The organism is Pseudomonas sp. NPDC078700 (assembly GCF_044542375.1).
Taxonomy (GTDB): domain Bacteria; phylum Pseudomonadota; class Gammaproteobacteria; order Pseudomonadales; family Pseudomonadaceae; genus Aquipseudomonas.
This window is the reverse complement of record NZ_JBITUI010000001.1, coordinates 666,252-690,193: the sequence shown is the minus strand read 5'-3', so window position 1 is coordinate 690,193 and position 23,942 is coordinate 666,252. Positions and strand designations below refer to the sequence as shown.

At 53.3% G+C, this 23,942-nt stretch carries 20 protein-coding genes; 12 read left to right on the top strand and 8 right to left on the bottom strand.

Features of this window, described 5'->3' with window-relative positions; all coding sequences use genetic code 11:
• Positions 1–82 precede the first annotated feature (82 nt).
• The 5 genes from hrpA to ACIGCM_RS03240 all read left to right on the top strand — a co-directional run bounded on the left by hrpA (position 83) and on the right by ACIGCM_RS03240 (position 8,545).
• Positions 83–4,075 carry an ATP-dependent RNA helicase HrpA gene (gene hrpA / locus ACIGCM_RS03260; protein ID WP_397500575.1) on the top strand — a complete coding sequence of 1,331 codons (3,993 nt, stop codon included), beginning with the start codon at positions 83–85 and terminating at the stop codon, positions 4,073–4,075.
• A gap of 227 nt (positions 4,076–4,302) precedes the next feature.
• The gene (locus tag ACIGCM_RS03255) at positions 4,303–7,209 is read left to right on the top strand and encodes an HD domain-containing phosphohydrolase (RefSeq protein ID WP_397500574.1); all 2,907 of its coding nucleotides are present in this window, start codon (positions 4,303–4,305) and stop codon (positions 7,207–7,209) included.
• 156 nt (positions 7,210–7,365) lie between these two features.
• Positions 7,366–7,791, top strand: a complete 426-nt coding sequence (locus tag ACIGCM_RS03250) for a 3-isopropylmalate dehydratase (protein ID WP_397500573.1) — start codon at positions 7,366–7,368, stop codon at positions 7,789–7,791.
• Positions 7,792–7,997: 206 nt separating this feature from the next.
• On the top strand, positions 7,998–8,243 hold the full coding sequence (locus tag ACIGCM_RS03245; RefSeq protein WP_397500572.1) for a hypothetical protein: 246 nt from the start codon (positions 7,998–8,000) through the stop codon (positions 8,241–8,243).
• Positions 8,240–8,545, top strand: a complete 306-nt coding sequence (locus tag ACIGCM_RS03240) for a cell division protein ZapA (RefSeq protein ID WP_397500571.1) — start codon at positions 8,240–8,242, stop codon at positions 8,543–8,545. The genes ACIGCM_RS03245 and ACIGCM_RS03240 overlap by 4 nt, the downstream gene beginning before the upstream one ends.
• 89 nt (positions 8,546–8,634) lie before the next feature.
• On the opposite strand, the gene ACIGCM_RS03235 is transcribed toward ACIGCM_RS03240, so the two are convergent.
• The 3 genes from ACIGCM_RS03235 to ACIGCM_RS03225 all read right to left on the bottom strand — a co-directional run bounded on the left by ACIGCM_RS03235 (position 8,635) and on the right by ACIGCM_RS03225 (position 12,355).
• Positions 8,635–9,840, bottom strand: coding sequence for an MFS transporter (locus ACIGCM_RS03235; RefSeq protein WP_397500570.1), 1,206 nt, complete (start codon positions 9,838–9,840; stop codon positions 8,635–8,637).
• A 244-nt stretch (positions 9,841–10,084) separates the two neighbouring features.
• A complete protein-coding gene (locus tag ACIGCM_RS03230; protein WP_397500569.1) occupies positions 10,085–10,696 on the bottom strand; it encodes a LysE family translocator in 612 nt (203 codons plus the stop codon).
• Positions 10,697–10,744: 48 nt separating this feature from the next.
• Entirely contained in the window at positions 10,745–12,355 is a 1,611-nt protein-coding gene (locus ACIGCM_RS03225; protein WP_397500568.1) for an FMN-binding glutamate synthase family protein, read from the bottom strand.
• Between the two features lie 438 nt (positions 12,356–12,793).
• Here ACIGCM_RS03225 and ACIGCM_RS03220 point away from each other — a divergent pair, with 438 nt between their 5' ends.
• The 5 genes from ACIGCM_RS03220 (at position 12,794) to ACIGCM_RS03200 (ending at position 17,587) form a co-directional block, all read left to right on the top strand.
• On the top strand, positions 12,794–13,921 hold the full coding sequence (locus tag ACIGCM_RS03220; RefSeq protein ID WP_397500567.1) for a beta-ketoacyl-ACP synthase III: 1,128 nt from the start codon (positions 12,794–12,796) through the stop codon (positions 13,919–13,921).
• Entirely contained in the window at positions 13,921–14,532 is a 612-nt protein-coding gene (locus ACIGCM_RS03215; protein WP_397500566.1) for an RNA polymerase sigma factor, read from the top strand. The genes ACIGCM_RS03220 and ACIGCM_RS03215 overlap by 1 nt, the downstream gene beginning before the upstream one ends.
• Entirely contained in the window at positions 14,526–14,759 is a 234-nt protein-coding gene (locus tag ACIGCM_RS03210) for a zf-HC2 domain-containing protein (protein ID WP_397500565.1), read from the top strand. Before ACIGCM_RS03215 ends, ACIGCM_RS03210 begins: the two co-directional genes overlap by 7 nt.
• Positions 14,760–15,001: 242 nt before the next feature.
• Positions 15,002–16,315: an OprO/OprP family phosphate-selective porin gene (locus ACIGCM_RS03205; RefSeq protein ID WP_397500564.1), complete on the top strand. Its 1,314-nt coding sequence runs from the start codon at positions 15,002–15,004 to the stop codon at positions 16,313–16,315.
• Between the two features lie 147 nt (positions 16,316–16,462).
• Positions 16,463–17,587, top strand: coding sequence for a GNAT family N-acetyltransferase (locus ACIGCM_RS03200; protein ID WP_397500563.1), 1,125 nt, complete (start codon positions 16,463–16,465; stop codon positions 17,585–17,587).
• Between the two features lie 48 nt (positions 17,588–17,635).
• Here ACIGCM_RS03200 and ACIGCM_RS03195 read toward each other — a convergent pair whose 3' ends face one another.
• From ACIGCM_RS03195 to ACIGCM_RS03175, 5 genes are all read right to left on the bottom strand, one after another.
• On the bottom strand, positions 17,636–17,902 hold the full coding sequence (locus ACIGCM_RS03195; RefSeq protein ID WP_087517653.1) for a DUF2790 domain-containing protein: 267 nt from the start codon (positions 17,900–17,902) through the stop codon (positions 17,636–17,638).
• Positions 17,903–18,134: 232 nt separating this feature from the next.
• Positions 18,135–19,964: an ABC transporter ATP-binding protein gene (locus ACIGCM_RS03190; RefSeq protein ID WP_397500562.1), complete on the bottom strand. Its 1,830-nt coding sequence runs from the start codon at positions 19,962–19,964 to the stop codon at positions 18,135–18,137.
• A gap of 211 nt (positions 19,965–20,175) precedes the next feature.
• Positions 20,176–20,730 (bottom strand): peptidylprolyl isomerase, encoded by a 555-nt coding sequence (locus ACIGCM_RS03185; RefSeq protein WP_397500561.1) that lies wholly within the window; start codon positions 20,728–20,730, stop codon positions 20,176–20,178.
• An 11-nt stretch (positions 20,731–20,741) separates the two neighbouring features.
• Positions 20,742–21,545: an alpha/beta fold hydrolase gene (locus ACIGCM_RS03180; RefSeq protein WP_397500560.1), complete on the bottom strand. Its 804-nt coding sequence runs from the start codon at positions 21,543–21,545 to the stop codon at positions 20,742–20,744.
• 12 nt (positions 21,546–21,557) lie between these two features.
• Complete coding sequence (locus ACIGCM_RS03175) at positions 21,558–22,484, bottom strand: LysR family transcriptional regulator (RefSeq protein WP_397500559.1); 927 nt, start codon at positions 22,482–22,484, stop codon at positions 21,558–21,560.
• Positions 22,485–22,833: 349 nt separating this feature from the next.
• Here ACIGCM_RS03175 and ACIGCM_RS03170 point away from each other — a divergent pair, with 349 nt between their 5' ends.
• Together ACIGCM_RS03170 and ACIGCM_RS03165 are read left to right on the top strand one after the other, a co-directional pair.
• Complete coding sequence (locus tag ACIGCM_RS03170) at positions 22,834–23,148, top strand: 3-phosphoglycerate kinase (protein ID WP_397500558.1); 315 nt, start codon at positions 22,834–22,836, stop codon at positions 23,146–23,148.
• Between the two features lie 147 nt (positions 23,149–23,295).
• Complete coding sequence (locus ACIGCM_RS03165) at positions 23,296–23,895, top strand: FMN-dependent NADH-azoreductase (protein WP_397500557.1); 600 nt, start codon at positions 23,296–23,298, stop codon at positions 23,893–23,895.
• Positions 23,896–23,942 lie beyond the last annotated feature (47 nt).

The following is a 23,942-nucleotide window of genomic DNA, read 5'->3' as shown; positions in this document are numbered from 1 at the left end:
GTTAACCCATCGCCGACGGAAATCTGCGACAATTGACGGCTGCAAGCCGTCTGCCTAACCCCACAGAATTGCTCCGGTACCGATGACTGATCACACTGAACGACTGCTGAAAAATCTCGATCAAGCGCTGATTATTGACCGTCACCGCTTGCGCAGACAGCTACTTGAGCTGCGTAAACACCCGGATGAGGCAAAACTTGCGCAATGGTTGCAGCGGTTTCAAGCCTCCGCAGCCAAGGTTGAAGCGCGGCGCTTGAGCGTGCCGGCCATGCGTTATGACGATACCTTGCCAATCGCCGCCAAGCGCGAAGAAATCAAAGCAGCAATCGCCAACCATCAAGTGGTGGTCATCGCAGGGGAAACCGGTTCAGGTAAGACCACTCAGCTACCGAAGATTTGCCTTGAACTGGGCCGTGGTCTGCACGGTTTAATTGGCCATACTCAGCCTCGCCGACTGGCTGCCCGTAGTGTCGCCACCCGAGTTGCAGAAGAAATAGGCACACCCCTTGGCGAACTGGTTGGTTATCAGGTGCGCTTCGAGGATCAGAGTAACGAGCGCAGTCTGATCAAGCTGATGACTGACGGTATCTTGCTCGCGGAAACCCAGCATGATCGTTTTCTCGACAAGTACGACACCATCATTGTCGATGAGGCCCATGAGCGCAGCCTGAATATCGACTTCTTGCTCGGCTACCTGAAAACCCTGCTGTCGCGGCGTCCTGATCTCAAGCTGATTATCACCTCGGCGACTATCGACCTGGAGCGTTTCTCCAAACACTTTGACGGTGCGCCGGTGGTTGAAGTCTCTGGGCGTACTTATCCTGTAGAAACCTGGTACCGACCACTTACTGCCGAGCAGGACGAAGACGGTAACCGCGTCGAGGAAGACCTGTCGGTTGATCAAGGCATAATCGCTGCGATTGATGAACTCAGTGCCTTCGAGCGCAGCGAAGGCCGGTTGCCCGGGGATGTGCTGGTGTTCTTGCCGGGTGAGCGCGAGATTCGCGATGCGGCCGAGATACTGCGCAAGGCTCAGCTCAAGCACACCGAGGTTCTACCGCTATACGCACGATTAACACCGGCAGAGCAGCAGAAAATATTTAAACCGATGCCGGGGCGTAAAATCGTCTTGGCGACCAACGTTGCCGAAACCTCGCTGACGGTGCCCGGCATTCGTTACGTCATCGACAGTGGCACTGCACGCATCAGCCGTTATAGCTATCGTGCCAAGGTTCAGCGCTTGCCGATTGAAGCGGTTTCCCAGGCCAGCGCTAATCAACGTAAAGGCCGTTGCGGGCGGGTTGAGCCGGGTATCTGTATTCGCCTTTACAGTGAAGAAGACTTTATTGCGCGACCTGAATTTACCGATCCGGAAATTCTGCGCACCAACCTGGCAGCCGTTATCTTGCAGATGCTTCATCTGCGGCTGGGAGACATCACCGCCTTTCCCTTTATTGAGCCACCAGATGGCAAGGCCATCAGCGACGGCTTCAATTTGCTGCAGGAGTTATCGGCGGTAGGACGTGACAGTCAACTGACCCCGCTCGGTCGTCAGTTAGCACGTCTGCCAGTTGATCCGCGATTGGCGCGCATGGTGCTTGAAGGTGCCAAGCAGGGCAGCCTTGAAGAAGTGCTGATTATCGCCAGTAACCTGTCCGTGCAAGATCCCCGTGAGCGACCATCGGATCGCCAGCAGGCTGCTGATCAGGCCCATGCCCAGTGGAAAGACGTAGATTCGGATTTTGCCGCTGTGATCAACATTTGGCGCGGATTTGAAGAGCAGCGCCAAGCCTTGGGGTCCAGTGCTTTGCGCAGCTGGTGCCGCAAGAATTTCCTTAACTATTTGCGTTTGCGCGAATGGCGCGATGCGCACCGGCAACTGACCTTGATTTGCCGCGACTTGCAGCTCAAAGGCAAGCCTCAGGATGCTGCAAAAGCATCGGCTGATAAACAGCACAACCCCGCTGAGGTCAAGCCGGATAGCAAGCAGGCCAAAGAACAGGCTCAGGCCAAATCGGTCGACTACCAGAAATTGCACAAGGCGATTTTGTCAGGCTTGCTAAGCCAGATCGGCCAGAAAACTGAGGATGGCGATTACCTCGGAGCCCGCCAGCGGCGCTTCTGGATTCACCCTTCGACGGTGATCGGGCGCAAACGTCCACAGTGGATTATGGCGTCTGAGCTGGTTGAAACCACTAAGCTGTTTGCGCGCATGGTCGCCAAAATCGAGCCTGACTGGATCGAGCCGCTGGCTGGTCACTTGATTAAGAAAAACCACCTTGAGCCGCACTGGGAAAAGAAGCGTGGACAGGTGGTGGCTTATGAGCAAATCACCCTGTATGGATTGATTGTGGTCGGTAAGCGGCCGGTGCATTTTGGGCCGATTGATCCCGTTGTGTCCCGTGAGATGTTCATTCGAGAGGGGCTGGTGCGCGGCGAGATCCATTCCCGTGCCCGTTGCCTGAGTGCTAACCGTGAGCTGCTCGAACGCCTCGATGAGCTTGAGGCCAAGGCCCGTCGTCGCGACATTCTGGCAGATGAGGAAACCCTGTTTGACTACTACGCTGCGCGCCTGCCGGCAGATATTTATCAAACAGCGAGTTTTGAATCCTGGTACAAGCGTGAAAGCGCTAAAGATCCACAACTGCTGATTATGCGTGAGCAGGATGTGCTTGCCCGTGATGCCAACGAAGTCACTGCGGCTCAGTACCCCGATACCTTGCACTTGGCAGAGTTGCAGTTGCCGCTTAGCTATCATTTTGAACCCAATCACCCGCGTGATGGCGTTACAGTTCGGGTGCCGGCACCGCTACTTCCACAGCTTTCAGCCGAGCGTATTGAGTGGTTAGTGCCAGGTTTGCTTGAAGCCAAGTGTCTGGCGCTGGTGCGTGGTCTACCCAAAGCCTTGCGTAAGAACTTTGTGCCAGTGCCGGATTTTGTCGCCGCAGCACTGAGCAAAATCACCTTTGGCCAAGCCAGCTTGCCGCTGGCATTGGGCCATGAGCTACAGCGTATGACCGGCGCGCGGGTCGCTGATGAGGCATGGGCGCAGTCAGCTGCAGCGGTTGAAGATCACCTGCGGATGAACATTGAGGTGGTCGACACACATGGCAAATTGCTGGGTGAGGGCCGGGATCTTGCTGAACTGACCGTGCGCTTCAACAAAGCCAGTCAGCAAGCCTTGGCCATGCCACAGACGGCTAAGACAGAAGCGCCTATTGAAGCCAAAGCCTTTGCTCAGGTTGCTGAAAAGACCCAGCATCAGGTGGCGGGGCTGTCGATGACGGTATACCCCGCACTGGTTGAAGAAGCAGGTACGGTCAACGAGGGGCGTTTCCCGACCCAGGCTGAAGCTGAGTTCCAGCATCGCCGAGCTTTGCAGCGCTTGCTGCTGCAACAGTTAAGTGAACCCGCGAAGTTTATGCGTAGCAAGCTGCCGGGTCTTACTGACTTGGGGCTGCTATACCGCGAGATGGGGCGGATCGATGGTTTGGTCGAGGACATACTGCTCGCCAGCCTGGATACTTGCATCCTCGAAGGTCAGGAGCCCTTACCGCGTGATGGCGCAGCATTGGCGGCGTTAGCAGAGGCCAAGCGTGGCGATTGGTTTGGCCATGCCGAACGCTTGGCGCGCCTCACCTTGGACATTCTCAAGCTCTGGCACGGTTTGCAAAAACGCTTCAAAGGTAAAATTGACTTGGCTCAGGCCATTGCCCTGAATGACATCAAGCAGCAGCTAAGTCAGTTGGTGTATCCAGGCTTTGTGCGCAACACGCCCGCGCAGTGGATCAAAGAGTTGCCGCGCTACCTGAAGGCGATCGAGCAGCGTCTGGATAAAATTGGCAGCCAGGTGCAGCGCGATCGGGTCTGGAGCGGTGAACTGGCAGGCTATTGGGAGCAGTATCAAGCCCGCTACGCCAAGCACGTTCAAGAAGGTAAGCGCGATGCAGAGTTGCAGCTGTATCGCTGGATGCTTGAAGAGTATCGCGTCTCATTATTTGCCCAGCAATTGGGCACCAAAATGGCTGTTTCAGATAAACGCCTGAATAAACAGTGGGCGCAAACCGAAGCTTGATACTTGATCCATTTGAGCAACACAGAGGCGCCACGGCTTTTACACAGAAGGCAGCTATAGTTGTATAGGCGACTTCGACTTGTTGCCATTTGGGCGCGATGCTCGCGGCGGGTAAAGCTGCTCAAGGCTCAGATGTGTTTACCTAGCTGGTGCCTGTGCATCCTTGACGATTTGGACTAACCATCCATTTGACTTAATTGTGCGAGTTACTTATTCAAGGGACGTTCATGGGTGGCGGTCGGACGGTCAAATTACGGGTTTTAATTGTCTGCGCTATCGTGCTTTTGGTCAGTAGCGTGGGTGTATTTATTGCGCTTGGGGCTTATCACCAGAGCGCTGCGTACATCTATAGAAAAGCCTTGGTAACCACCCAGCAATCAGCCAAGCAAACGGCCACCGACTTCGACAATCTGATGCGGCCAGTACGTGCCAGTGTGCGGCGTTTGGCGATCAGCCCTTATTTGCGCGAAGTAGGCTTTGATAACTGGCTCAAGGCTGTACCTGAAGTGGTTGGGGAGTTGCGTTCGGCGCAAGGCGCCGTGTCGTTTTTTGCGGGTGACCAGCAAGGTAATTACTTTGTGGTTGCTGACCTAAAACGGCGACGTGTGAATCTGGGTCATCCTGACCCTGCAGGTGCCGATTACCTGGTGTATGGAATTGAGCATTCTGCGCTGGGGGTTAGTCGCACACGCTTTTTGTATCTGAACAGAGAACTCACGCAAATAGGCCCGGTGGTCAAGCGTGACTCTGCGGGTTACGACCCACGGCGCAGACCTTGGTATCAGCAGGCTTTGGGCCGTGGTGAGTTGATCCGCACCATGCCCTATAAGTTTTTCAATACAGGTGATATTGGCTCAACCCTGGCCTTCGATACGGGTTATCACGGCCTTGTCGTAGGGGCGGACATTGGCCACGATGCACTCGATCAAATGCTGATGCAGCGGCGTCTGACACCCAGTAGCCAGTTGGTGTTACTCAATCGTGATGGGCAGGTGTTGGCGTCTGACCGCACCGAGTTGTTTCTGGCGAGGGCGCGCGGAGCTCCCAAAATTCAGCAACTTCAGCGCCCTGAGCTAGCAGCATTGGTGCCCATGCTTGAGCAACTCAACACCGCAAAGGATATCGATTTCAGGCTCAGCAGCATCGAGGTTGACGGCGATTTATGGCACGCCGAGTTATTGCGTCTACCCGATGCCGGTACCGATCAAGTCTATTTGGGTATTACGGTTCCAAATGATGAACTGATCGGCGCGGCCCGCAATATGCGCAATCAGATTTTCCTGCAAACGCTGCTTGTTCTGCTCTTGGCTGTGCCCTTGGCGGCTTGGGCTTCGGGCTATATTGCCGCGCCAATCTCGCGGCTAACGCGCAAGGTTCAGGGTATTCGGAGTTTCAATTTCAGCGAGCCCATTGAAACCCAGAGCTTTATTACTGAAGTGCGAGAGCTGAGCGGTGCATTGAGTCAGAGCAGTATCACGCTGGCGCACTTCATGGACATCATCACCCGGCTTAGTGCCGAGCCTGATCTTGAAAAATTTTTACCGACCTTGTTGCGCCTGACCAGTGAAGCCAGCCAGTCAAAGGGTGCTTTGCTGTACATGCACCTGACGCCCAAGTCGCCCCTGAAGATCGTTGCCGGACGTTGGTTGCAGCAGCCGATAGACCTTAGCCAGATTGATCTGAGCCAACAGTTGTTTGCCGTGGCTGAGTCGGTTGCTGCCGAGCAGCCCATTGAACAGGCCGCAGACAAACAGGCCTGCTCGATTCTGGGCTTGCCTGAAATTGCGACATTGAGTGTGCCGTTACTGAGCCGAGAGAAACAGTTGGTGGGCGTGCTGGTGTTGTTCAATGATCAGAGCCTTGATGCAAGCCATATCGAGTTTATTCGGGTGCTCTCAAGGTTTGCGGCCATGGCCCTGGAAACACGGGGTTTAATTGAACAGCAGAAGGCCTTGTTCGAGTCACTGATCCACCTGGTCGCAACGGCAATCGACGCCAAAAGCCCCTACACCGGTGGTCATTGTGAGCGCGTTCCTCAGGCGGCGAAACTCTTGGCCGAAGCGGCCTGCAAGGAAACCCAAGGACCATACGCTGACTTTAATATGAGTGATGGCGATTGGTATGCCCTGCACATTGGTGCTTGGCTGCACGACTGCGGCAAGGTCACGACGCCTGAGTATGTGGTCGATAAAGCCACTAAGTTGGAAACCATTTACGACCGTATTCATGAGATTCGTTTGCGCTTTGAAGTGTTGAAGCGTGATACCGAGATTGAGTACCTGAAAGCGCTCAACCAAGGCGAGGATCCGGCTCAAGCGTTGGCCGCGCGTGATGCACAATTGCAAATGCTGGATGAAGAGTTCAGCTTTGTCGCACGCTGCAATACCGGTAGCGAATACATGGGGGATGAGCAGTTGCATCGCTTGCAGAGCATTGCCCAACGGCGGTGGCTACGTACGCTGGATGATCGGCTGGGCATTTCCGGTGAAGAGCGCGTGCGTAAGGAGGCGCAACCGGCCGTTGACCTGCCGGTTTGGGAAAGCCTGATCGCCGATAAGCCTGAGCAACAGGTGCCGCGCCCGGCCAATGAGACCTTTGATAAAGATAATATCTATGGCTTCAACATGGACATTCCGGCGTTTTTATATGATCGCGGCGAGCTGAAAAATCTCTCCATTCGGCGTGGCACACTGACCGAAGAAGAACGCTACAAAATCAATGAGCATGTCATCCAAACCATCAAGATGCTTAATGCGCTGCCTTTCCCCAATGCTTTACAGCAGGTGCCCGAAATAGCCGGTGGCCACCATGAGCGTATCAATGGTCAAGGTTATCCCCGTGGTCTTACCGGCGAACAGTTAAGCCCCCAGGCGCGGATGATGGCGATAGCGGATGTATTTGAAGCGCTCACTGCACGTGATCGCCCGTACAAACCGAGTAAGTCGCTCTCGCAAGCACTGCAGATTATGCGGGGTATGTGTGAGGGTGGGCATCTGGACAGCGAACTCTTTAGTATCTTTGTGCGCTCGGATGCATGCTTGGAATATGCCGAGCAGTTTTTGCACAGCGATCAACTCGACACGCAGGACTTACAGCGGTTTTTACCTGCGGGTGCTGAAGGTGGCAGCAGTTGAATACCCTTAAGGGGTTTGGGGCGCAAAATGTGCAGACACACTTTAGCTTGATTGAATACATTTGCAGGCTTGAGCGGTCCGATGCTTGAGCCAATACTGAAATGATGCTTTAAAGTTCGCCGAGCAAGATAAATCAGCCGCCCATGGAGGGCTCCAATGCGATTGATGTATGCCGTGCTACCGTTGCTTGTGTTGACGGGTTGTTCATCCTACAAGACCCACCCAGACCAAATCACCCAAATACCTGAAGACCGCATGTTTGAGTATCAGCGGGCTGACCAGGACGCTGGGAATATCATTATCAATCGAGACATGGGTTTTATCGGCGGTGGCTGCTATGTCGCATTCAAGCTTGACCGCAAGCTCACTGCGCGTATTGGCATTGGTGAAACGGCAACCTTCGCGGTCGCGCCAGGTCGGCATATCGTCGGCATTGCGATTGATGAACAGGGCGAAAGCCTGTGCAACAACGGCCGACTCAATCGTGAGGTCGCCGTAACCGTAACCAAAGGTCAGGATCAACACTTGCGCATTGTCAGCGAATCGAGCAGTGGTTTTGATATTCGCCCGGAAAAGCCTTAACTCAAGGTTGATTTACAGGCTCACCTCTGGAACTCAAGCCGGGGTGAGCGGGTCGTAGCGACTCATGGTTTACTTTCTGCGCCAGAACGCTAGTGATGGAGGAGGAAGGGCATCTGTATTTCTAGGTCAAAGGGTCGCAGGTGTCTGGCTTCTTCAGGAAATTTTCTTTATTGTCGCGACCCGCGCAAAAGACCTGAGTATTTTTTATGTTAGAAAGCAATTTGAAGCAATTGGAGCAACTCGTCGGCACTCTTTTGCAAGACAACAAAAACCTGCTTGAGCGCAACGACTCACTGACTGAAGCGCTGCAAGCGCTCAAAGACGAAAACGAGACCTTGCAGATAAGCGCACTCGAGCAAGAAGAATTACAGGGCCAAACCGCAGCCCGTATCCAGGCGCTGGTTGAGTTGGCCAGCGCAGCTCAATCAACTGAGGTCGCGTTGAATCAATGAATCGCACATCCGATGAAAACGTCTCAGTAATCAGTATTCTGGGGCGTGACTACAGCATCAAGGCACCAGAAGGTAAGGCTGAGGCGTTGAGTGCCGCTGCACTGATGTTTAAAAAACTCTTGGCCGAAACCAAGCAAGCATCACCAACCTTGGTTGGCGAGAAGCTATTGGTGCTGACTGCACTCAAACTCTGTGCTCAGCAACTTGAGATGCAGCAGCAACACCAGGCGCAGATCGAGCAGCTCGAAGCGCAAATCAGTGAGCGCGTTGCCGACCTTAATAGCTTGATCCGGGAAGCTTAAACCTCAGCGCAATTGCTCAAGCCTGCCGGTGGTTGGCGTGTACTTACACGCCCACGCGGGCAGGCAAGTGCCGTCTAGGCGCTCAGCCATCAGGCGTTAGCATGCTCTGTCACCTGGCCGACTTTCCAGGCCCAGTAGAACACCGCCAAACCTGCCAGCGCCGTGACCGCGCCGATGTAGCCGGTGGACGTCCAGCCGAAGCCAGCGCTGATGGCCAGGCCGCCAAGCCAGGGGCCGAGCGCGTTGGCGACATTGAAGGCGGCATGATTTGAGGCGGCTGCCAGGGTCTGCGCACCATGGGCAACGTCCATCAAATGAGTTTGCAGGGCAGGAGACAATGAAACCATGGTCCCGACGGCAAATATCGCTGGAAATACAGTCCATACCGAATGCGCAGCAACCGGGAATAGCATCAGTATTGCTGCGCTCCATAGCAACAGCCATGCGACTGCCTTGAACTGCAGCCTATCGAACAGCCAACCTCCTGCAATGTTGCCAAGGATACCGCCTAGGCCAAAGGCGAGCAGGGCGAAAGGAATCCAGCTGGCGCTCAGTTGAGTGACTTCGATTAGGGTCGGCGCCATATAACTGAACACGCAAAACATCCCGGCAAAGCCCACCGAGCTTATTGCCAGTGCAAGCCACACTTGAGGGCGGTTAAATGCGCGCATTTCTGAAAGTGGGTTACTGCGTGGCTGCTGTTTATCCAGTGGCATAAATATCGCGACCATGACCACTGTCAGTAGTGCGATCAAACCGACCATGGCAAATGCGTAACGCCAGCTCAGCAACTGGCCAAGCCAAGTGGCAATCGGGTTGCCGACCAGAATTGCGATGGTTAGCCCCATCAATACCCGGCTGACTGCCTTTGCTCTTTTGTGGGGCGGTGCCATTGAGGCTGCGACCAGCATGGCGACACCAAAATAAGCGCCGTGTGGCAATCCAGCGAAGAAGCGGTAAATCATCAGCGAGTGATAGTCAGGCGCAAGGGCGCTAGCAAAGTTTCCGACCGCGAATATGCCCATTAACAACAGCAATAAGTGTTTGCGCAGCAGGCGTGTGCCCATGATTGCCAAAATCGGCGCGCCGACCACAACGCCGAGCGCATAGGTACTGATAACGTTACCGACTTGAGGTTCGGTAATGGCTAGATCCTGCGCGACATTGGGCATTAAACCCATAATCGAGAATTCCCCCGTACCAATCGCAAAACCACCAAGCGCCAAGGCGAGCTCAATCAGTAATATGGCGCGAGGGCTCAGGGTTTGGTTATTTTGCGGGCTGGATTCGGGCATCAATGGGCTTCCACATACGGCTTAAACGTGAGCTCAATATTATCGGCTTCTTTGCAGGCAAAGGTAAGGCGTATACCGCTCTAGATCGGCGTTTATCGCGTATTTTTGGATATTTCAGGCGGTCACGGGTAGTGGCAAAAGGCTTAAGTTGGCTGGCCGCAAGTGGCCACAAGCATTTAGGCTTGATGGCCGTTCTTGCGAGCCTTGCGGCCGAGTTGCGCTATTGAGTTGAGCGAGGCATCTCTCAGCGAGTCATCGGCAGAGCACTGCCGATGGCTATAAACATGAGTGCACAACTGCGATTGAACCCTTTACCACTGCGCTGCAGCCACGGACGGATGCGCTGGGCCATCCGTGCAAGCAAGTATTCGACAAAGCCTTCAACCACGACAAAGGTCAGTGCCATTACTGCAAATTGCAGCCAGATATTAGCGTTTGGGTTGAGAAACTGCGGCAGGAATGCACCAAAGAACAAAATGACCTTGGGGTTGGACAGCGCCGCGAACAAGCCCTGGCTGAACATCGCTCGACCAGATTTCGACTGAGCGTCATTGAGGGTGTCCAAGTTGGGCGGCGGCGAACGCCAGAGTTGAATGCCCAACCAGATCAAATAAGCGCCACCTAACCATTTCAGGATAGTTAGGGCGTTGGCCGACGCCTTAAGCAAGCTGTCGATACCGAACATCGACAGGGCCATTAGCAGGGTAAAGCCAATGACCCCGCCCATGACTGTCCAGAGTGCGCGGCGGTGCCCGTACAGGGCACCATGGGTCATCGCGAGTAAGCCGTTAGGCCCCGGTGTCAGGGAAAGGCCGGTGATGGCAAGCAGATAAAGCAACCACGTTTCAAAGGCCATCAATGCTGTCCATTTTGACTGGTTAGGTTCAGATTAATTTAGGGCTGATCACATTACGCGGGCTTCGAAGCTGTCGCTTTGCGCCATGGACCACATGCGTTCATAAAATTCGCCTTCAATCTTACCGCTCAACAACTCACCCGGTTTGAGGAAAACGTGCTGTTGTGAAAATAGCTTGATCTCGGTGGCGGAAATGCGTCGTACCAGGTGCTTGGCATCCAATTGCTCAGGGTGCTGCAAACCTGCTGCGGCTAACATTTCAGCCAATGCATGCAAGGTGTTGCGATGGAAGCTGTGGACCCGGTCAGCTTTATCGCCCACCACCAGTGCGCGCTGGCGCAATGGGTCCTGAGTCGCAACACCGGTTGGGCATTTATTGGTGTGGCATGACTGGCTCTGAATGCAGCCGATGGCAAACATAAAGCCCCGGGCTGAGTTCGCCCAGTCAGCACCAATGGCTAAAACACTGGCAATATCGAAGGCGCTAATAATTTTGCCGCTGGCTCCGAGTTTGATTTTATCGCGAAGATTCAGGCCGACCAGGGTGTTGTGGACAAACAATAAGCCCTCACGCATGGGTGTACCAATGTGATTGGTAAACTCCACGGGCGCAGCACCGGTGCCGCCTTCCTTGCCGTCAATGACAATGAAGTCGGGCAGGATGCCGGTTTCGTGCATGGCTTTGGCGATGCCCATAAACTCCCAGGGGTGACCCAGGCACAACTTGAAACCAACGGGCTTGCCGCCAGACAGTTCACGAAGCCGGGCTATAAAGTTGAGCAGGCCGACAGGGGTCGAGAACTCACTATGGCTGGACGGCGACACGCAATCGAAACCCATGGGGATGCCACGCGTCAGCGCAATTTCTTCCGATATTTTATGCTTAGGTAAAATCCCGCCATGGCCTGGTTTGGCACCCTGGCTGAGCTTGATCTCAATCATTTTTACTTGTGGCGACTTGGCCTGTTCAGCGAAACGTTCAGGGTCAAAATTGCCCTCAGCTGTACGGCAGCCAAAGTATCCACTGCCCAGCTCCCAGATTAAGTCACCGCCATGTTGTCGGTGATAAGGGCTGATGCTGCCTTCACCTGTGTCATGGGCAAAACCGCCGAGCATGGCACCTTTATTCAAGGCTTGAATGGCATTGCCACTTAACGAGCCGAAGCTCATCGCTGAGATATTAAACACCGAGGCCGAATAAGGCTGGGTGCACAGTGGGCCACCAATGTTGACCCTGAAGTTTTTTGGATCGCTGAGTGGCGCTGGAAGCATGGAGTGGCCGATAAATTCGTAGCCATCTTGGTAGACATCAAGCAAGGTGCCGAATGGTTTATCGCCGCCTTCGTTCTTGGCGCGGGCATACACCAGTGTGCGCTGCGAGCGAGAGAAGGGCAGCTTGTCGTCATCAGCTTCAAGTAAATACTGGCGGATTTCCGGGCGGATACCTTCAACCAAGTAGCGAATGTTGCCCAGGATCGGGTAGTTGCGGCGAACGGCTTGTGGCTTTTGCAGCAGGTCGATCACCCCAATGATGCTCAGCGCCCCACCGATGAAAATTAGCGGCCAGACCCATTCATGCTTGATGAACAGTAAATTGACCAAGGTAAACAGGACACAAAACGCAAAAAAAGCGTAACGACTCAGCAGTGACAAATTCATACAAGGTCCTTTTGTTGAAAGTGTGGCAGCCCTTGGCAGCAGGTAAAGGTCAAGCCAGTGCTAGCGGGTTTAGAATCAATACGGTCGGGCACCATGCTGCTACTCCAATAGGCCTACGGTCGGTTCAAGCGCCAAACCATACGCGAAACTGATGGGCTTTTGCGACTTCAGGGGCAGTAGATCTGCCATTTCCTACAACAGATAGTGGCAAGTGAATAGCATTCTACGTGCCAAATGCATAATATCCGCACAATTGTTACGTCTTCCGTCAGTCGAACATTTGTCAGTTCTGACGACGAACTTGGTTAGCTGTGGCAAAATCCATGCTTTTATGAGTGGGCAGCACTGCCATTTTGTATGCGCCCCGAATTGATGCCTGTAGCTGATCGCTACAGGCCAAGTAAAATTGACCGCAATAGGCGGCTGAGGACTACAGCAATGACCTTACATAACGTCGTAATCAGTGGAACCGGCCTTTTCACACCGGTAAATAGTATTTCCAACGACGAATTGGTCCAGTCCTTCAATAGCTACGTTCAGCTATTCAATGCTGAAAATGCAGAAGCCATTGCCCGTGGCGAAGTGGAGGCTCTAACCGAGTCAAACAGCGCTTTTATCGAAAAAGCATCCGGTATCACAAGCCGCTTTGTGATGAACAAGGAAGGCATTCTTGACCCGCTTCGCATGGCTCCACGTATCCCTGAGCGCAGCAATGACGAATGGGGTGTGCTTTGCGAAATGGCCGTCGGTGCTGCGAAAGAAGCAATGGAGCGAGCGGGTAGAACCGCTGCGGATATCGACGGGGTCATTGTTGCCTGCTCAAACTTGCAACGTGCCTACCCTGCGGTGGCTGTTGAAGTACAAGCTGCGCTCGGTATCCAGGGCTTTGGCTACGACATGAACGTTGCATGTTCCTCCGCTACATTTGGTATCCAGGCCGCCGCCAACAGTGTCCAGCTAGGGCAGGCGCGTGCGGTATTGATGGTAAACCCGGAAATATGCACCGGCCACCTGAACTTTCGTGACCGTGACAGCCATTTCATTTTCGGTGATGCCGCCACTGCTGTGATCATTGAGCGCGCTGACCAAGCGACTTCTAACTATCAGTTCGATGTGGTCAGCACCAAGCTGCTGACTCAATTCTCCAACAATATCCGTAACAATTTCGGCTTCCTTAACCGGGCGGCTGAAGAGGGTATTGGTGCACGTGACAAATTGTTCGTGCAGGAAGGCCGTAAGGTGTTCAAGGATGTTTGCCCAATGGTGGCGGAGTTGATTGCCGCTCACCTCGAGGAAAACAATCTTAACGTCAGTGACGTTAAGCGTTTTTGGTTGCATCAAGCGAACCTCAACATGAATCTACTGATCGCTCGCAAGTTACTTGGCCGAGATGCCGAGCCTAGCGAAGCCCCGGTAATTCTTGATGAGTATGCAAATACCAGTTCGGCCGGTTCGGTGATTGCGTTGCACAAACACCAAGACGACCTAGCATCTGGTTCCTTGGGCGTGTTGAGTTCATTTGGAGCCGGATATTCAATTGGCAGTGTGATTTTGCGGAAGCATTAATGGAATATCCAGAAGATAGTGCGTTGCTCACCCGGCTTTTGGGCGGTGATGAGAGTGCTTACAGGGAGTTGGTCGCGACCTATCAAGGTTCCATGCGGGCAGTTGCGTTAGCCATTGTGGGAAGCCGCAATTCGGATGAAGTCGTGCAGGATGCATGGCTTGCAGTGGTCAAGAGCTTAAAGGGTTTTCAGGGGCGTTCCAGCCTGAAAACCTGGCTGCTCACAATCACGGCTAATACCGCAAAAACCCGTTTAAAGCACAACCGGCGTGAGGTGCTGATGGACGATCTGCCAGGTCCCCATGGGACCGTGGGTGATGATCGTTTTTCCGACGATGGTCATTGGCTGCTGGCGCCACATGAGTGGCATCAGGATACGCCAGAAGCCATGCTCCTTCAGGAGGAGTTGCGCGAGTGCTTGGAAAAAACAATTGGCAGCCTCTCAGACCTGCAAAGCAGTGTTTTGGTGTTGAGAGAGCGTCAGGGTTTGGAGCTTGAGGACATTTGTAATCTTTTAGACATCTCGCTCTCCAATGTGCGGGTGTTGCTGCACCGGGCACGCCTAAAGATGTTCGCGACCCTGGAGCATTTTGAGGAAACAGGTCAATGCTAAGTTGCAAGGAATTAGTCGCTAACTCCAGCGATTATCTTGATAAACGTTTAAGCCTGAGCCGTGGGCTCGAAGTGCGCCTGCATTTGACGATTTGCGTCAATTGCAGGCGTTTTATCAAGCAGATGAAAATCAGCCAGGCCGTCTATCGCAAGATGCCGCAGACGCAGGACGAAGGCTTGGATAGCCTCGCGCAAAAACTAGCCGATGCCCATCGCGCCGACCAATAACTGATGGCATCCACCTGAGCTTCATTTCCTCGTTTCAATATAACCTTTTAAATCATGTGGTTACAGCGCTTGTATAAATAGCGCTGAATGCTTATGTCTATTCGATTTAAAAAGTTCCCCTGTCATCAAATATTTATATATCAGAAACTCGACTGACATCTGATGACGCCAAGATTCCCCCCAGCACAAACGAGCACCATCGCTCGGGTGTTTTAGACCATTAGTCCAAAGGGGAATTTTCGATGATCCGTAAGCATTTCGCGGGTGTCGCAGCCAGTACATTGGCTTTTGCAATTTCTGCGCAAGCATTAGCAGGCACTGTGACCACGGATGGTGCTGATATTGTAGTTAAGACCAAGGGCGGTCTTGAAGTTGCGACGACTGACAAAGAATTCAGTTTCAAGCTGGGCGGGCGTTTACAAGCCGACTACAGCCGATTCGATGGCTTCTACACCAAAAACGGTAACACTGCAGACGCAGCCTATTTTCGCCGTGCCTTCCTTGAGTTGAGCGGTGTCGCTTACAAAGATTGGAAATACGCAATCAGCTACGACTTCGCACACAATGCGGGCAACTCTGATGACGGTTATTTCGACGAAGCGTCTATCGCTTATACCGGCTTCTCTCCAATGACCTTGAAGTTCGGCCGTTTTGACCCGGATTTTGGTCTGGAAAAAGCGACCAGCTCTAAGTGGATCACAGCAATTGAGCGTAACGCTGCTTATGAAGTGGCTGACTGGGTAAACGGTCATGAAAACGGTCTGGGCGCTCAAGCCAGTGGCGTAATCGGCGGCATGGCTTACATGTCGGGTAGCGTTTCGTCTAAAGACGCTAATGATGATGACGGTGACAGCGTTAAGCAGTTCAACGTGCGCGGTGTTTTTGCGCCAATGGCTGAGTCTGGCAACGTTCTGCACATGGGCGTTAACTACGCCTACCGCGATCTGACTGACACCGCTGTGGACGGTCGTATCCGTCCTCGTCTGACCGTTCGTGGTGTTTCCACCAACGGCGGTAACGACGCCGGAACCAACGGCAACCGCGCTACCTTCGGTGGTTTCCAGGGCGTTTCTGGTGACTTCGATGATGACTCGGTATGGGGCGCTGAATTTGCCTGGGCAGCAGGTCCTTTCTCGGCGCAAGCTGAGTACCTGACGCGTAAATTGAAATCTGCTCGCAGCACCATTGAAGATGTTAAGTCTGATGGTTACTACGGCCAATTGGCTTACACCCTGACCGGTGAATCCCGCGGCTACAAGCTTGATGGCGCTAAGTTCGACAGCATCAAGCCTGAGAACAAACAAATTGGCGCTTGGGAAATCTTCTACCGTTATGACCACATCAAAGTTGAGGATGACAACATTGTTGTTGCAAGCCCAACTCGCGATGTGGGTGACACTGAGGCAGATATCAACACCCTCGGTGTGAACTGGTATGCCAACGAGGCAGTTAAAGTTGCAGCGAACTACGTCATGACCACCACTGACGGCATCACTAACGCCAATGGCGATGATGATGGCGATGCCTTTGTAATGCGTCTGCAGTACGTATTCTAAATTACGGGCTGATGGCTTGAGTGCTGAACGCTGAAACCGTCAGGCAACCCCGTTGGTTAACGAATTAAAACCCAAGTAGCTCCTATTTAAGCCTCGCCTTCATTGGCGGGGCTTTTTTTCGCCTGCACTAACGTTCAGACTGCGCTCATGCAGACAACGACCTCAATTTCACTTCCAGAGCTTGATCCAGCTGACTGGGATCGCCTGGTTGCGACAGACAGCCCATTTGTCAAGCATGGGTTCCTATCAGCGCTTGAACTGAGCGCCAGCGTAGGCCCGCGAACAGGTTGGACGCCTGCCCATCAGTTGGTATTCGATGCCGATGGCAAACTCTGTGCTGCACTTCCAGCGTATTTGAAGACCCACTCGTTTGGGGAGTATGTGTTCGATCACGGCTGGGCCGATGCGTGTGAAAGAGCCGGGATTGATTACTACCCGAAACTACTGGCCGGGGTTCCGTTTTCCCCGGTGACAGGGCCGCGCTTGCTGGGTGATCCGCAGGTCATCAGCCAAGTGCTCGATAGCTTGACCCAAGCGCTGGATAGCCAGGGATTGTCGAGTCTGCATATCAACTTCACTGACACTAACGCCGATGAGTTGATGCGTGGCCGCGAAGGCTGGCTCGAGCGCCTTGGCTGTCAGTTTCATTGGCGCAACCGTGACTACCGCGACTTTCAGGATTTTCTCGATAACCTCAGCTCGCGCAAGCGCAAACAGATGCGCAAGGAGCGCGAGCAGGTAGTCGGGCAGGGCATTGAGTTTGAGTGGCGTGAAGGACATCAGCTGAGTGAAGCCGAGTGGGATTTTGTCTACGTCTGCTACGCCAATACCTACCGTGTGCGAGGCCGGGCCCCGTATCTGACGCGGATGTTCTTCAGCTTGCTGGCGGAAAAAATGCCGGAATCGATTCGTGTAGTCATTGCCAAACAGGGCTCTGAGCCTGTTGCTATGGCGTTTAGCTTGGTGGGTGGCGACAGCTTCTATGGGCGTTATTGGGGCTGCTTAGCCGAGTTTGATCGGCTGCACTTTGAAACCTGTTTCTACCAAGGGATGGAGTATGCAATCGACAATGGGTTGCAGCGTTTTGATGCTGGCGCACAGGGCGAGCACAAGTTAATTCGTGGTTTCGAGCCGGTGATTACCCGCTCTTGGCACTACCTTTGCCACCCTGGCTTACGGGGTGCGGTTGCGCAGTTTCTTGAAGAGGAGCGTGAAGGGGTCAGTCTTTATGCCCAAGAAGCTTGCAGCTTATTGCCTTATCGCATGAAGTAAGCCCTGAGCCGCTTAGACAGACTCAGGGCTTGGTGTAAGGCGCTTTAATCAGACGTTGTGAGGGCCATTGCCCCACTCAAGGAATTGAATCTTGTGGATCTCGCCTTTGCTGTCCTCGTAGACAACATTGACCGGGACCACACCAACTTTCTTGGAGTTATCAGTGCGGTGCAAAACTTTGCTGATATCAACTTGCATACCGTATTGGTATTTCACTGCAGGAATACCGGAGCCGGGTTCACGGTCGATGTCTTGCGCAAATGCAGAGGGTGCAAGGCTGGTGATGAACGCTGCTACGACTGACGCAATTTTCATAATGGTCTTTCCTCAATACTGGAAGTAACGCATCTACTGAAACTCGCAATTGTCATCGAGTGGGTCTGGATTGCACTGATCCAGAAGCCTCAGATTCAAAAGCTTGAGCAAAGCCCTAAGGCTTTAGCTAGGGGTGTGTGTCTTATAGCGACCTTTTGTCACACCTTGTTACAGAGACTATTCAATATTGACTTACGAAGCAAGCTATCTATTAGTCGAATGTCATGGGTGATTACTCAACGCCGACAAAACCACCCGTTTGATGTTGCCAGAGACGCGCATACAGGCCGCCCTGGCCAATCAATTCTGCGTGCGTGCCTGTTTCGACGATTTGGCCTTGGTTAATCACCACTAAGCGATCCATCCGGGCGATGGTGGACAATCTGTGGGCAATGGCTATTACGGTTTTGCCCTGCATCAGGCTGTCGAGGCTTTCCTGAATTGCCACCTCAACTTCTGAATCGAGCGCCGATGTAGCTTCGTCCAACACCAGAATTGGCGCGTCTTTGAGCAGTACCCGGGCAATGGCAATACGTTGGCGCTGACCGCCAGAAAGTTTGACCCCGCGCTCCCCGACTTGAGCGTCGAGGCCCAAACCGCCTTGACCGTCATCCAGTAGGTCGATGAAGTTGTCTGCCCGTGCTTTGCCAATAGCGTCTTGCAGTTCAGCGTCACTGGCATCGGGTTTGCCGTAGCGCAAGTTGTCACGAATTGAGCGATGAAGCAGGGCGGTATCCTGCGTGACGACGCCAATTCGCGCGCGCAGGCTTTCCTGGCTGACATCTGCGATATCTTGCCCATCAATCAGAATGCGCCCGTTTTGTAAGTCATATAAGCGCAGCAGCAGATTAACCAAGGTTGATTTACCAGCGCCTGAAGGGCCGACCACGCCAATTTTTTCACCCGCTTTAACGCTTAAGCTGAGGCCGCTAATAACACCGCTTTCCTTGCCGTAGTGGAAGTGGATATCCTCAAATCGCACTGCGCCCTTATTGACCACCAGAGGCGCTGCATCAGGCTTATCAAGCACCTGCACGGGTTGGACAATCGAGCGAATGCCATCTTGGACGGTGCCGATGTTCTCAAAGATGCCGTTGACCACCCACATGATCCATTCGGCCATGTTATTGATGCGGATGACCAACCCTAGGGACAGGGCAATGGCGCCACTGGTGATCAGGTCTTGGCTCCACAGCCACAACGCAAGCGCGCCGGTTGCGCTGATTAATAATCCGTTAATGCAGGTCACGCTGACATCCAGCGCGGTGATGGTTCGGGTCTGGGCGCGGGCTTTATCCAGCAGATGCTGCATGGCTTTGCCGGCATAGGCTTCCTCTTCCTGAGTGTGCGCGAAGAGTTTCAAGGTACTGATATTGCTGTAGCCATCGACGACGCGGCCCATCAGCTTTGAACGTGCTGAGGAAACCGCCGCTGAGCGCTGTTTGATCCGAGGCACAAAATATTTAAGCAGCAGGGCATAAGCGACAAGCCAGATCAGCAACGGTGCGATTAAGCGCACATCGGCCTCGGCAAACAGGTAAATGGCACTGCCGGCATAGACGATCACATGCCAGAGGGCATCAACCACCTGTATGGCTGATTGGCTAAGCGACGGCCCGGTTTGCATGACTCGCTGGGCAATGCGTCCGGCGAAATCATTATTGAAAAAACTCAGGCTTTGTTTGAGTACATAGCGATGGTTTTGCCAGCGAATCAGATTGGTCAGGCTTGGCGATATCGCTTGGTTAACCAGTAAGTCGTGGAGGCCAAAGACCACGGGGCGAATGATCATGACCACCAGCAGCATCCACAGCAGTTGATGGCTATAACGGGCAAAGAATTCAGCGCTCGGGGTGCGCTGGGCCATGTCGATCAACTGGCCGAGAAAGCTAAAGAGCGCGACTTCAATAATTGCTGCAAAAAAACCTACCACCAGCAACGCGCAGAGTAATGGCCACGCTTGCTTTAAGTAATGCAGATAGAACCGCAGCACATCTTCTGGCGGTGCTTCATTTGGCGCTGGTTTGAAGACATCGATCAGTGATTCAAAGCGGCGAAACATAAGAGGCGTCCTGCCTGGGTTGGAAGTTTCCACGGAGTAGAGCGCTATCCGCAGGGAGGATGACGCTTTTTCATCCGCCATGTGTAGTAGCTGATATTCGGGTTGTTTGCGTAATCACCCTGGACAAGCTTCGCGTTGCCACAGTCCGCGAAAGGTGAGGCGGATGATGTTTTTCACCCGCCACTTTGGCAGCCGATATTCGAGTTGCTGGTTACAGGCGCTTAACATCCAAAATCATCACCGGCTCGCGCGGCACATTCTGCATGCCACCACTGTTGCCAGTTGGCACCTGGGCAATCTTGTCGACCACATTCATGCCTTGAGTGACCTTGCCAAACACAGCGTAGCCAAAGTCGCGGCTACCGTTGTCGAGAAAGGCGTTGTCTTTGTGGTTGATAAAGAACTGGCTGGTGGCCGAGTCGCGTACTTGAGTACGGGCCATCGCCAAGGTACCGCGCACGTTATGCAAACCATTATCCGCTTCATTGCGAATTGGCGCGCCTGTCTGCTTTTGCTTCATATCCGCATCAAAGCCGCCGCCTTGAACCATAAAGCCAGGAATAACCCGGTGGAATTGAGTGTTTTTGTAAAAGCCGCTGTCGACGTAGCCCAGAAAGTTTTTCACGCTGATAGGCGCTTTTTCAGCATTGAGTTCGACTTCAATATCACCCATGGTGGTGCTGATCAGAACCTTTGGGTTTGTGGCCGCCCACAGCGAGGAGGCAAAAACTAGCGTACAGGCTGCGAGCATTATTTTCTTGAGCATTGTTTGGGGTCCTATGAGGGAATGACGGCCGTTTCGACTTCATTAAGAAATTCAAGCAGGCAGCTGTTGAAGCGTTGCGGTTGATCCATGGGTGTTGCGTGGCGTGAATCTTCGATCACCACTAAACGGGCATTACTTAGCTGGTCGACATACGCCTGTTTTTGCGCAACGCTGGTGTAGTCGCGGTCGCCGCTGATCACCAGCGTAGGACAGGTGATACGTGAAATTCGTTCGCGTACGCCCCAACCAATAATTGCATCGAGGCTAGACAAGTACGCCCGCTTGTCATTCTGCGGCCAGCGTTGTTCAATTTTGGCGCGAAGCTCGGCTTGCTCGGGTTTCGGAAACAAGAGTTTACCCAAGGCTTTGCCAATGGTTTCAAGGCTGAGCAGGCGTGACAAGCTCCAGCGCTTGGCAATTTCCACATAGTCGCGGGCTGACTTGGCTTTAACTTCGGGGCCGCTGTTAATAATGGTCAGGCTGGCAAGCAGCTCAGGTCGATCAACACCGAGTTGAAAACCAATCATGCCGCCCATGGATATACCGACTAAATGCACCGGGCCGAGCTTGCAGTGTTCGATGAGCGAGGCAACATCATCAGCGAAGGTCGCTATGCTGTAGCGCTCCTGGGGTTTATCTGAACGGCCATGTCCACGAACGTCGAGGGCGATGACCCGGTAATGCGCTGCTAAAGCGGGGATCTGGTATTCCCAGTCGCGGGTGCTGGAGCCTAGGCCGTGGACCAGCACCAGCGGCTTGCCGTGACCGTACATTTCGTAGTGCAGTTGGCAACCGTCATTATCAAGATAAGCCATGCCTGAATCCTGTCAGTTGATTGGCTGAGGTGCTGCAAAACTTGAGTTGAGCGGCGCTGTGTCGAAATTTTTGATCAGCTCAATAAGAATCTGAGTCGCCGGGCCCAAGGGCTTTTCTTTATCGGTATACAGATAGAAGCTTGGGTTGCGGGTGCCGCCCTGATCCAGCCGCAATGGCAAGAGTTGGCCATCTTTCAGTTCGCGTTCAATGATGTGCCTGGGCAGCCAGGCGAAGCCCAAACCATTGCTGACGAAGGTTGCCGCAGTGGCGAGGCTGGCTACTGTCCAGCGATGCTCAGCACCTAGCCAACCCACGTCGCGGGGTTGCAGGCGGCCCGAATCACGAATCACCACCTGCATATGAGTCTGCAAGTCGAGAAAACTTAGCTCACGCTGCAGCTTGTGTAGCGCATGATCGGGATGAGCTACGGCAATAAACTCGACGCTGCTCAGTTCACTGCCAAGAAAGCCCGAGATGTTCAGCCCGCTGATGGCGACATCGGCGGTGCCTTCGCGCAGCACATCCTCAGTTCCGGACAAGACTTCTTCGCGCAAGCGCACCCGGCAGCCACGGCTTTGCGGCATAAAGGCCGTTAGCGCACGAACCAATTTGGCGCTGGGGTAGGCGGCGTCAACCACTAAACGAACCTCTGCCTCCCAGCCTTGTTCCATGTGGTGTGCGAGGTGTTCAAGTTGGCTGGCTTGATTAACCAATTGCCGAGAGCGGCGTAGCAACACATCACCAGCTTCGGTCAATACGGCTTTGCGGCCATCAATGCGCAATAGCGGCACGCCGAGCTGCTCTTGCATGCGCGCAACGGTGTAGCTAACCGAAGACTGTGAGCGGTGCAGGATTTCTGCCGCTTGGGCAAAGCCACCGTTGTCGACAACGGCTTGCAAGGTTCGCCACTGGTCTAAGGTTACGCGAGGCGCTTTCATGTCGATGTCCTGTATCGTTTAAGTAACTATCTGAAAAGCTATCTGAAAAACTATCTGAAAAAGGCAGCGAGCGACGGGTGTACAAGGCAAAAAATGCGAACAGCACCGGGGGCGCGCTCGGCTTTAGGTGTTCTAAATAAGCATTTTGAGCAATTTTTTAACGCAGCACGGGCTGCCCCACTAATACCTCGCGCAGTAGTTTTTCAGAGGTTACTTAGCTTCTGAATACCACGTTATTTTTCTTGTTGCCGTCTGCAGGCTACGCCTTCAAGCTGTTTGCGCGGTAGTCTGGACTGCACACTTTATAAATTGAGACCTCTTCCAAGAGTCGCTGCTGGAGTTATGTTGCATGAATAAGCTGTGTTGCGCGTTGTTCGCCTTGTTACCAATTTATGCCTTTGCCTATCCACTCGAAACCGAGAAGCAACTCAATGGCGCAGAAGTTTCGGTCACGCCCATGGATATTGATGACACGTTAGGTGCAGTGGGTCTGTATAACTACGGCCAGGCCGATGCTGAGTGTAAGGTCGTGTTCCGCAATGGTCCGGAAGCGCCGCGTACACGTAAAGCCTTGCTTAAAGCAGGCCACGATATCAATTTGTCTGTGCGCTTCTCGCGCAAAATTATCAAGCTGCGCATGCAGATTGAATGTAAGCCGGTTTAGTGTGTGGCGATTCAGAGCCTAGAGTGGATTTCTTTATAAATCAAATTTATTGATGTTTATAGGCTATTTTTTGCGCTTTTCAATCGTTATGGTTGACCATAATCTTTGCTCATCACTACTCAGTAACCACTTGATGGAGCAAACTCAATGGCCCGTGTCCTCGTAATTGAAAGCAGTGCGCGCAAACAAGGTTCGATCTCTCGCCAGCTCACTGAGCAGTTTATTGCTCACTGGCAAGCGAAATACCCAGCCGATCAAATCACTGTTCGTGATTTGGCGGTTGATCAGGTGCCACACCTTGATATGAACCTTCTGGGCGGCTGGATGACACCGGCAGAACAGCAAAGCGAAGCTGAGCAAGCAGCGCTGGCGTTGTCCAATACCCTGACTGACGAATTATTGGCGGCTGACGTGTTGGTGCTGGCGGCCCCGATGTATAACTTCGCGATTCCAAGCACCTTGAAGTCTTGGCTGGATCACGTGCTGCGAGCAGGTGTCACCTTCAAATACACCGACACGGGTCCTGTTGGCCTACTTAGCGGCAAGCGTGCATTCGTGCTGACGGCTCGCGGTGGCATTTATGCGGGTAGCACCATGGATCATCAGGAGCCTTACTTGCGCCAAGCAATGAGCTTTATCGGTATTCACGATGTCAGCTTTATTAATGCTGAAGGCCTCAATCTCGGAGGTGAGTTCCTGGATAAAGCCATGGCTCAGGCGAAAGAGAAGCTGGCTCAGGTAGCTTGATCGACTGGTAACAACGCTCTGTCGTTACTTGGTGTTAAAAGGGCCCG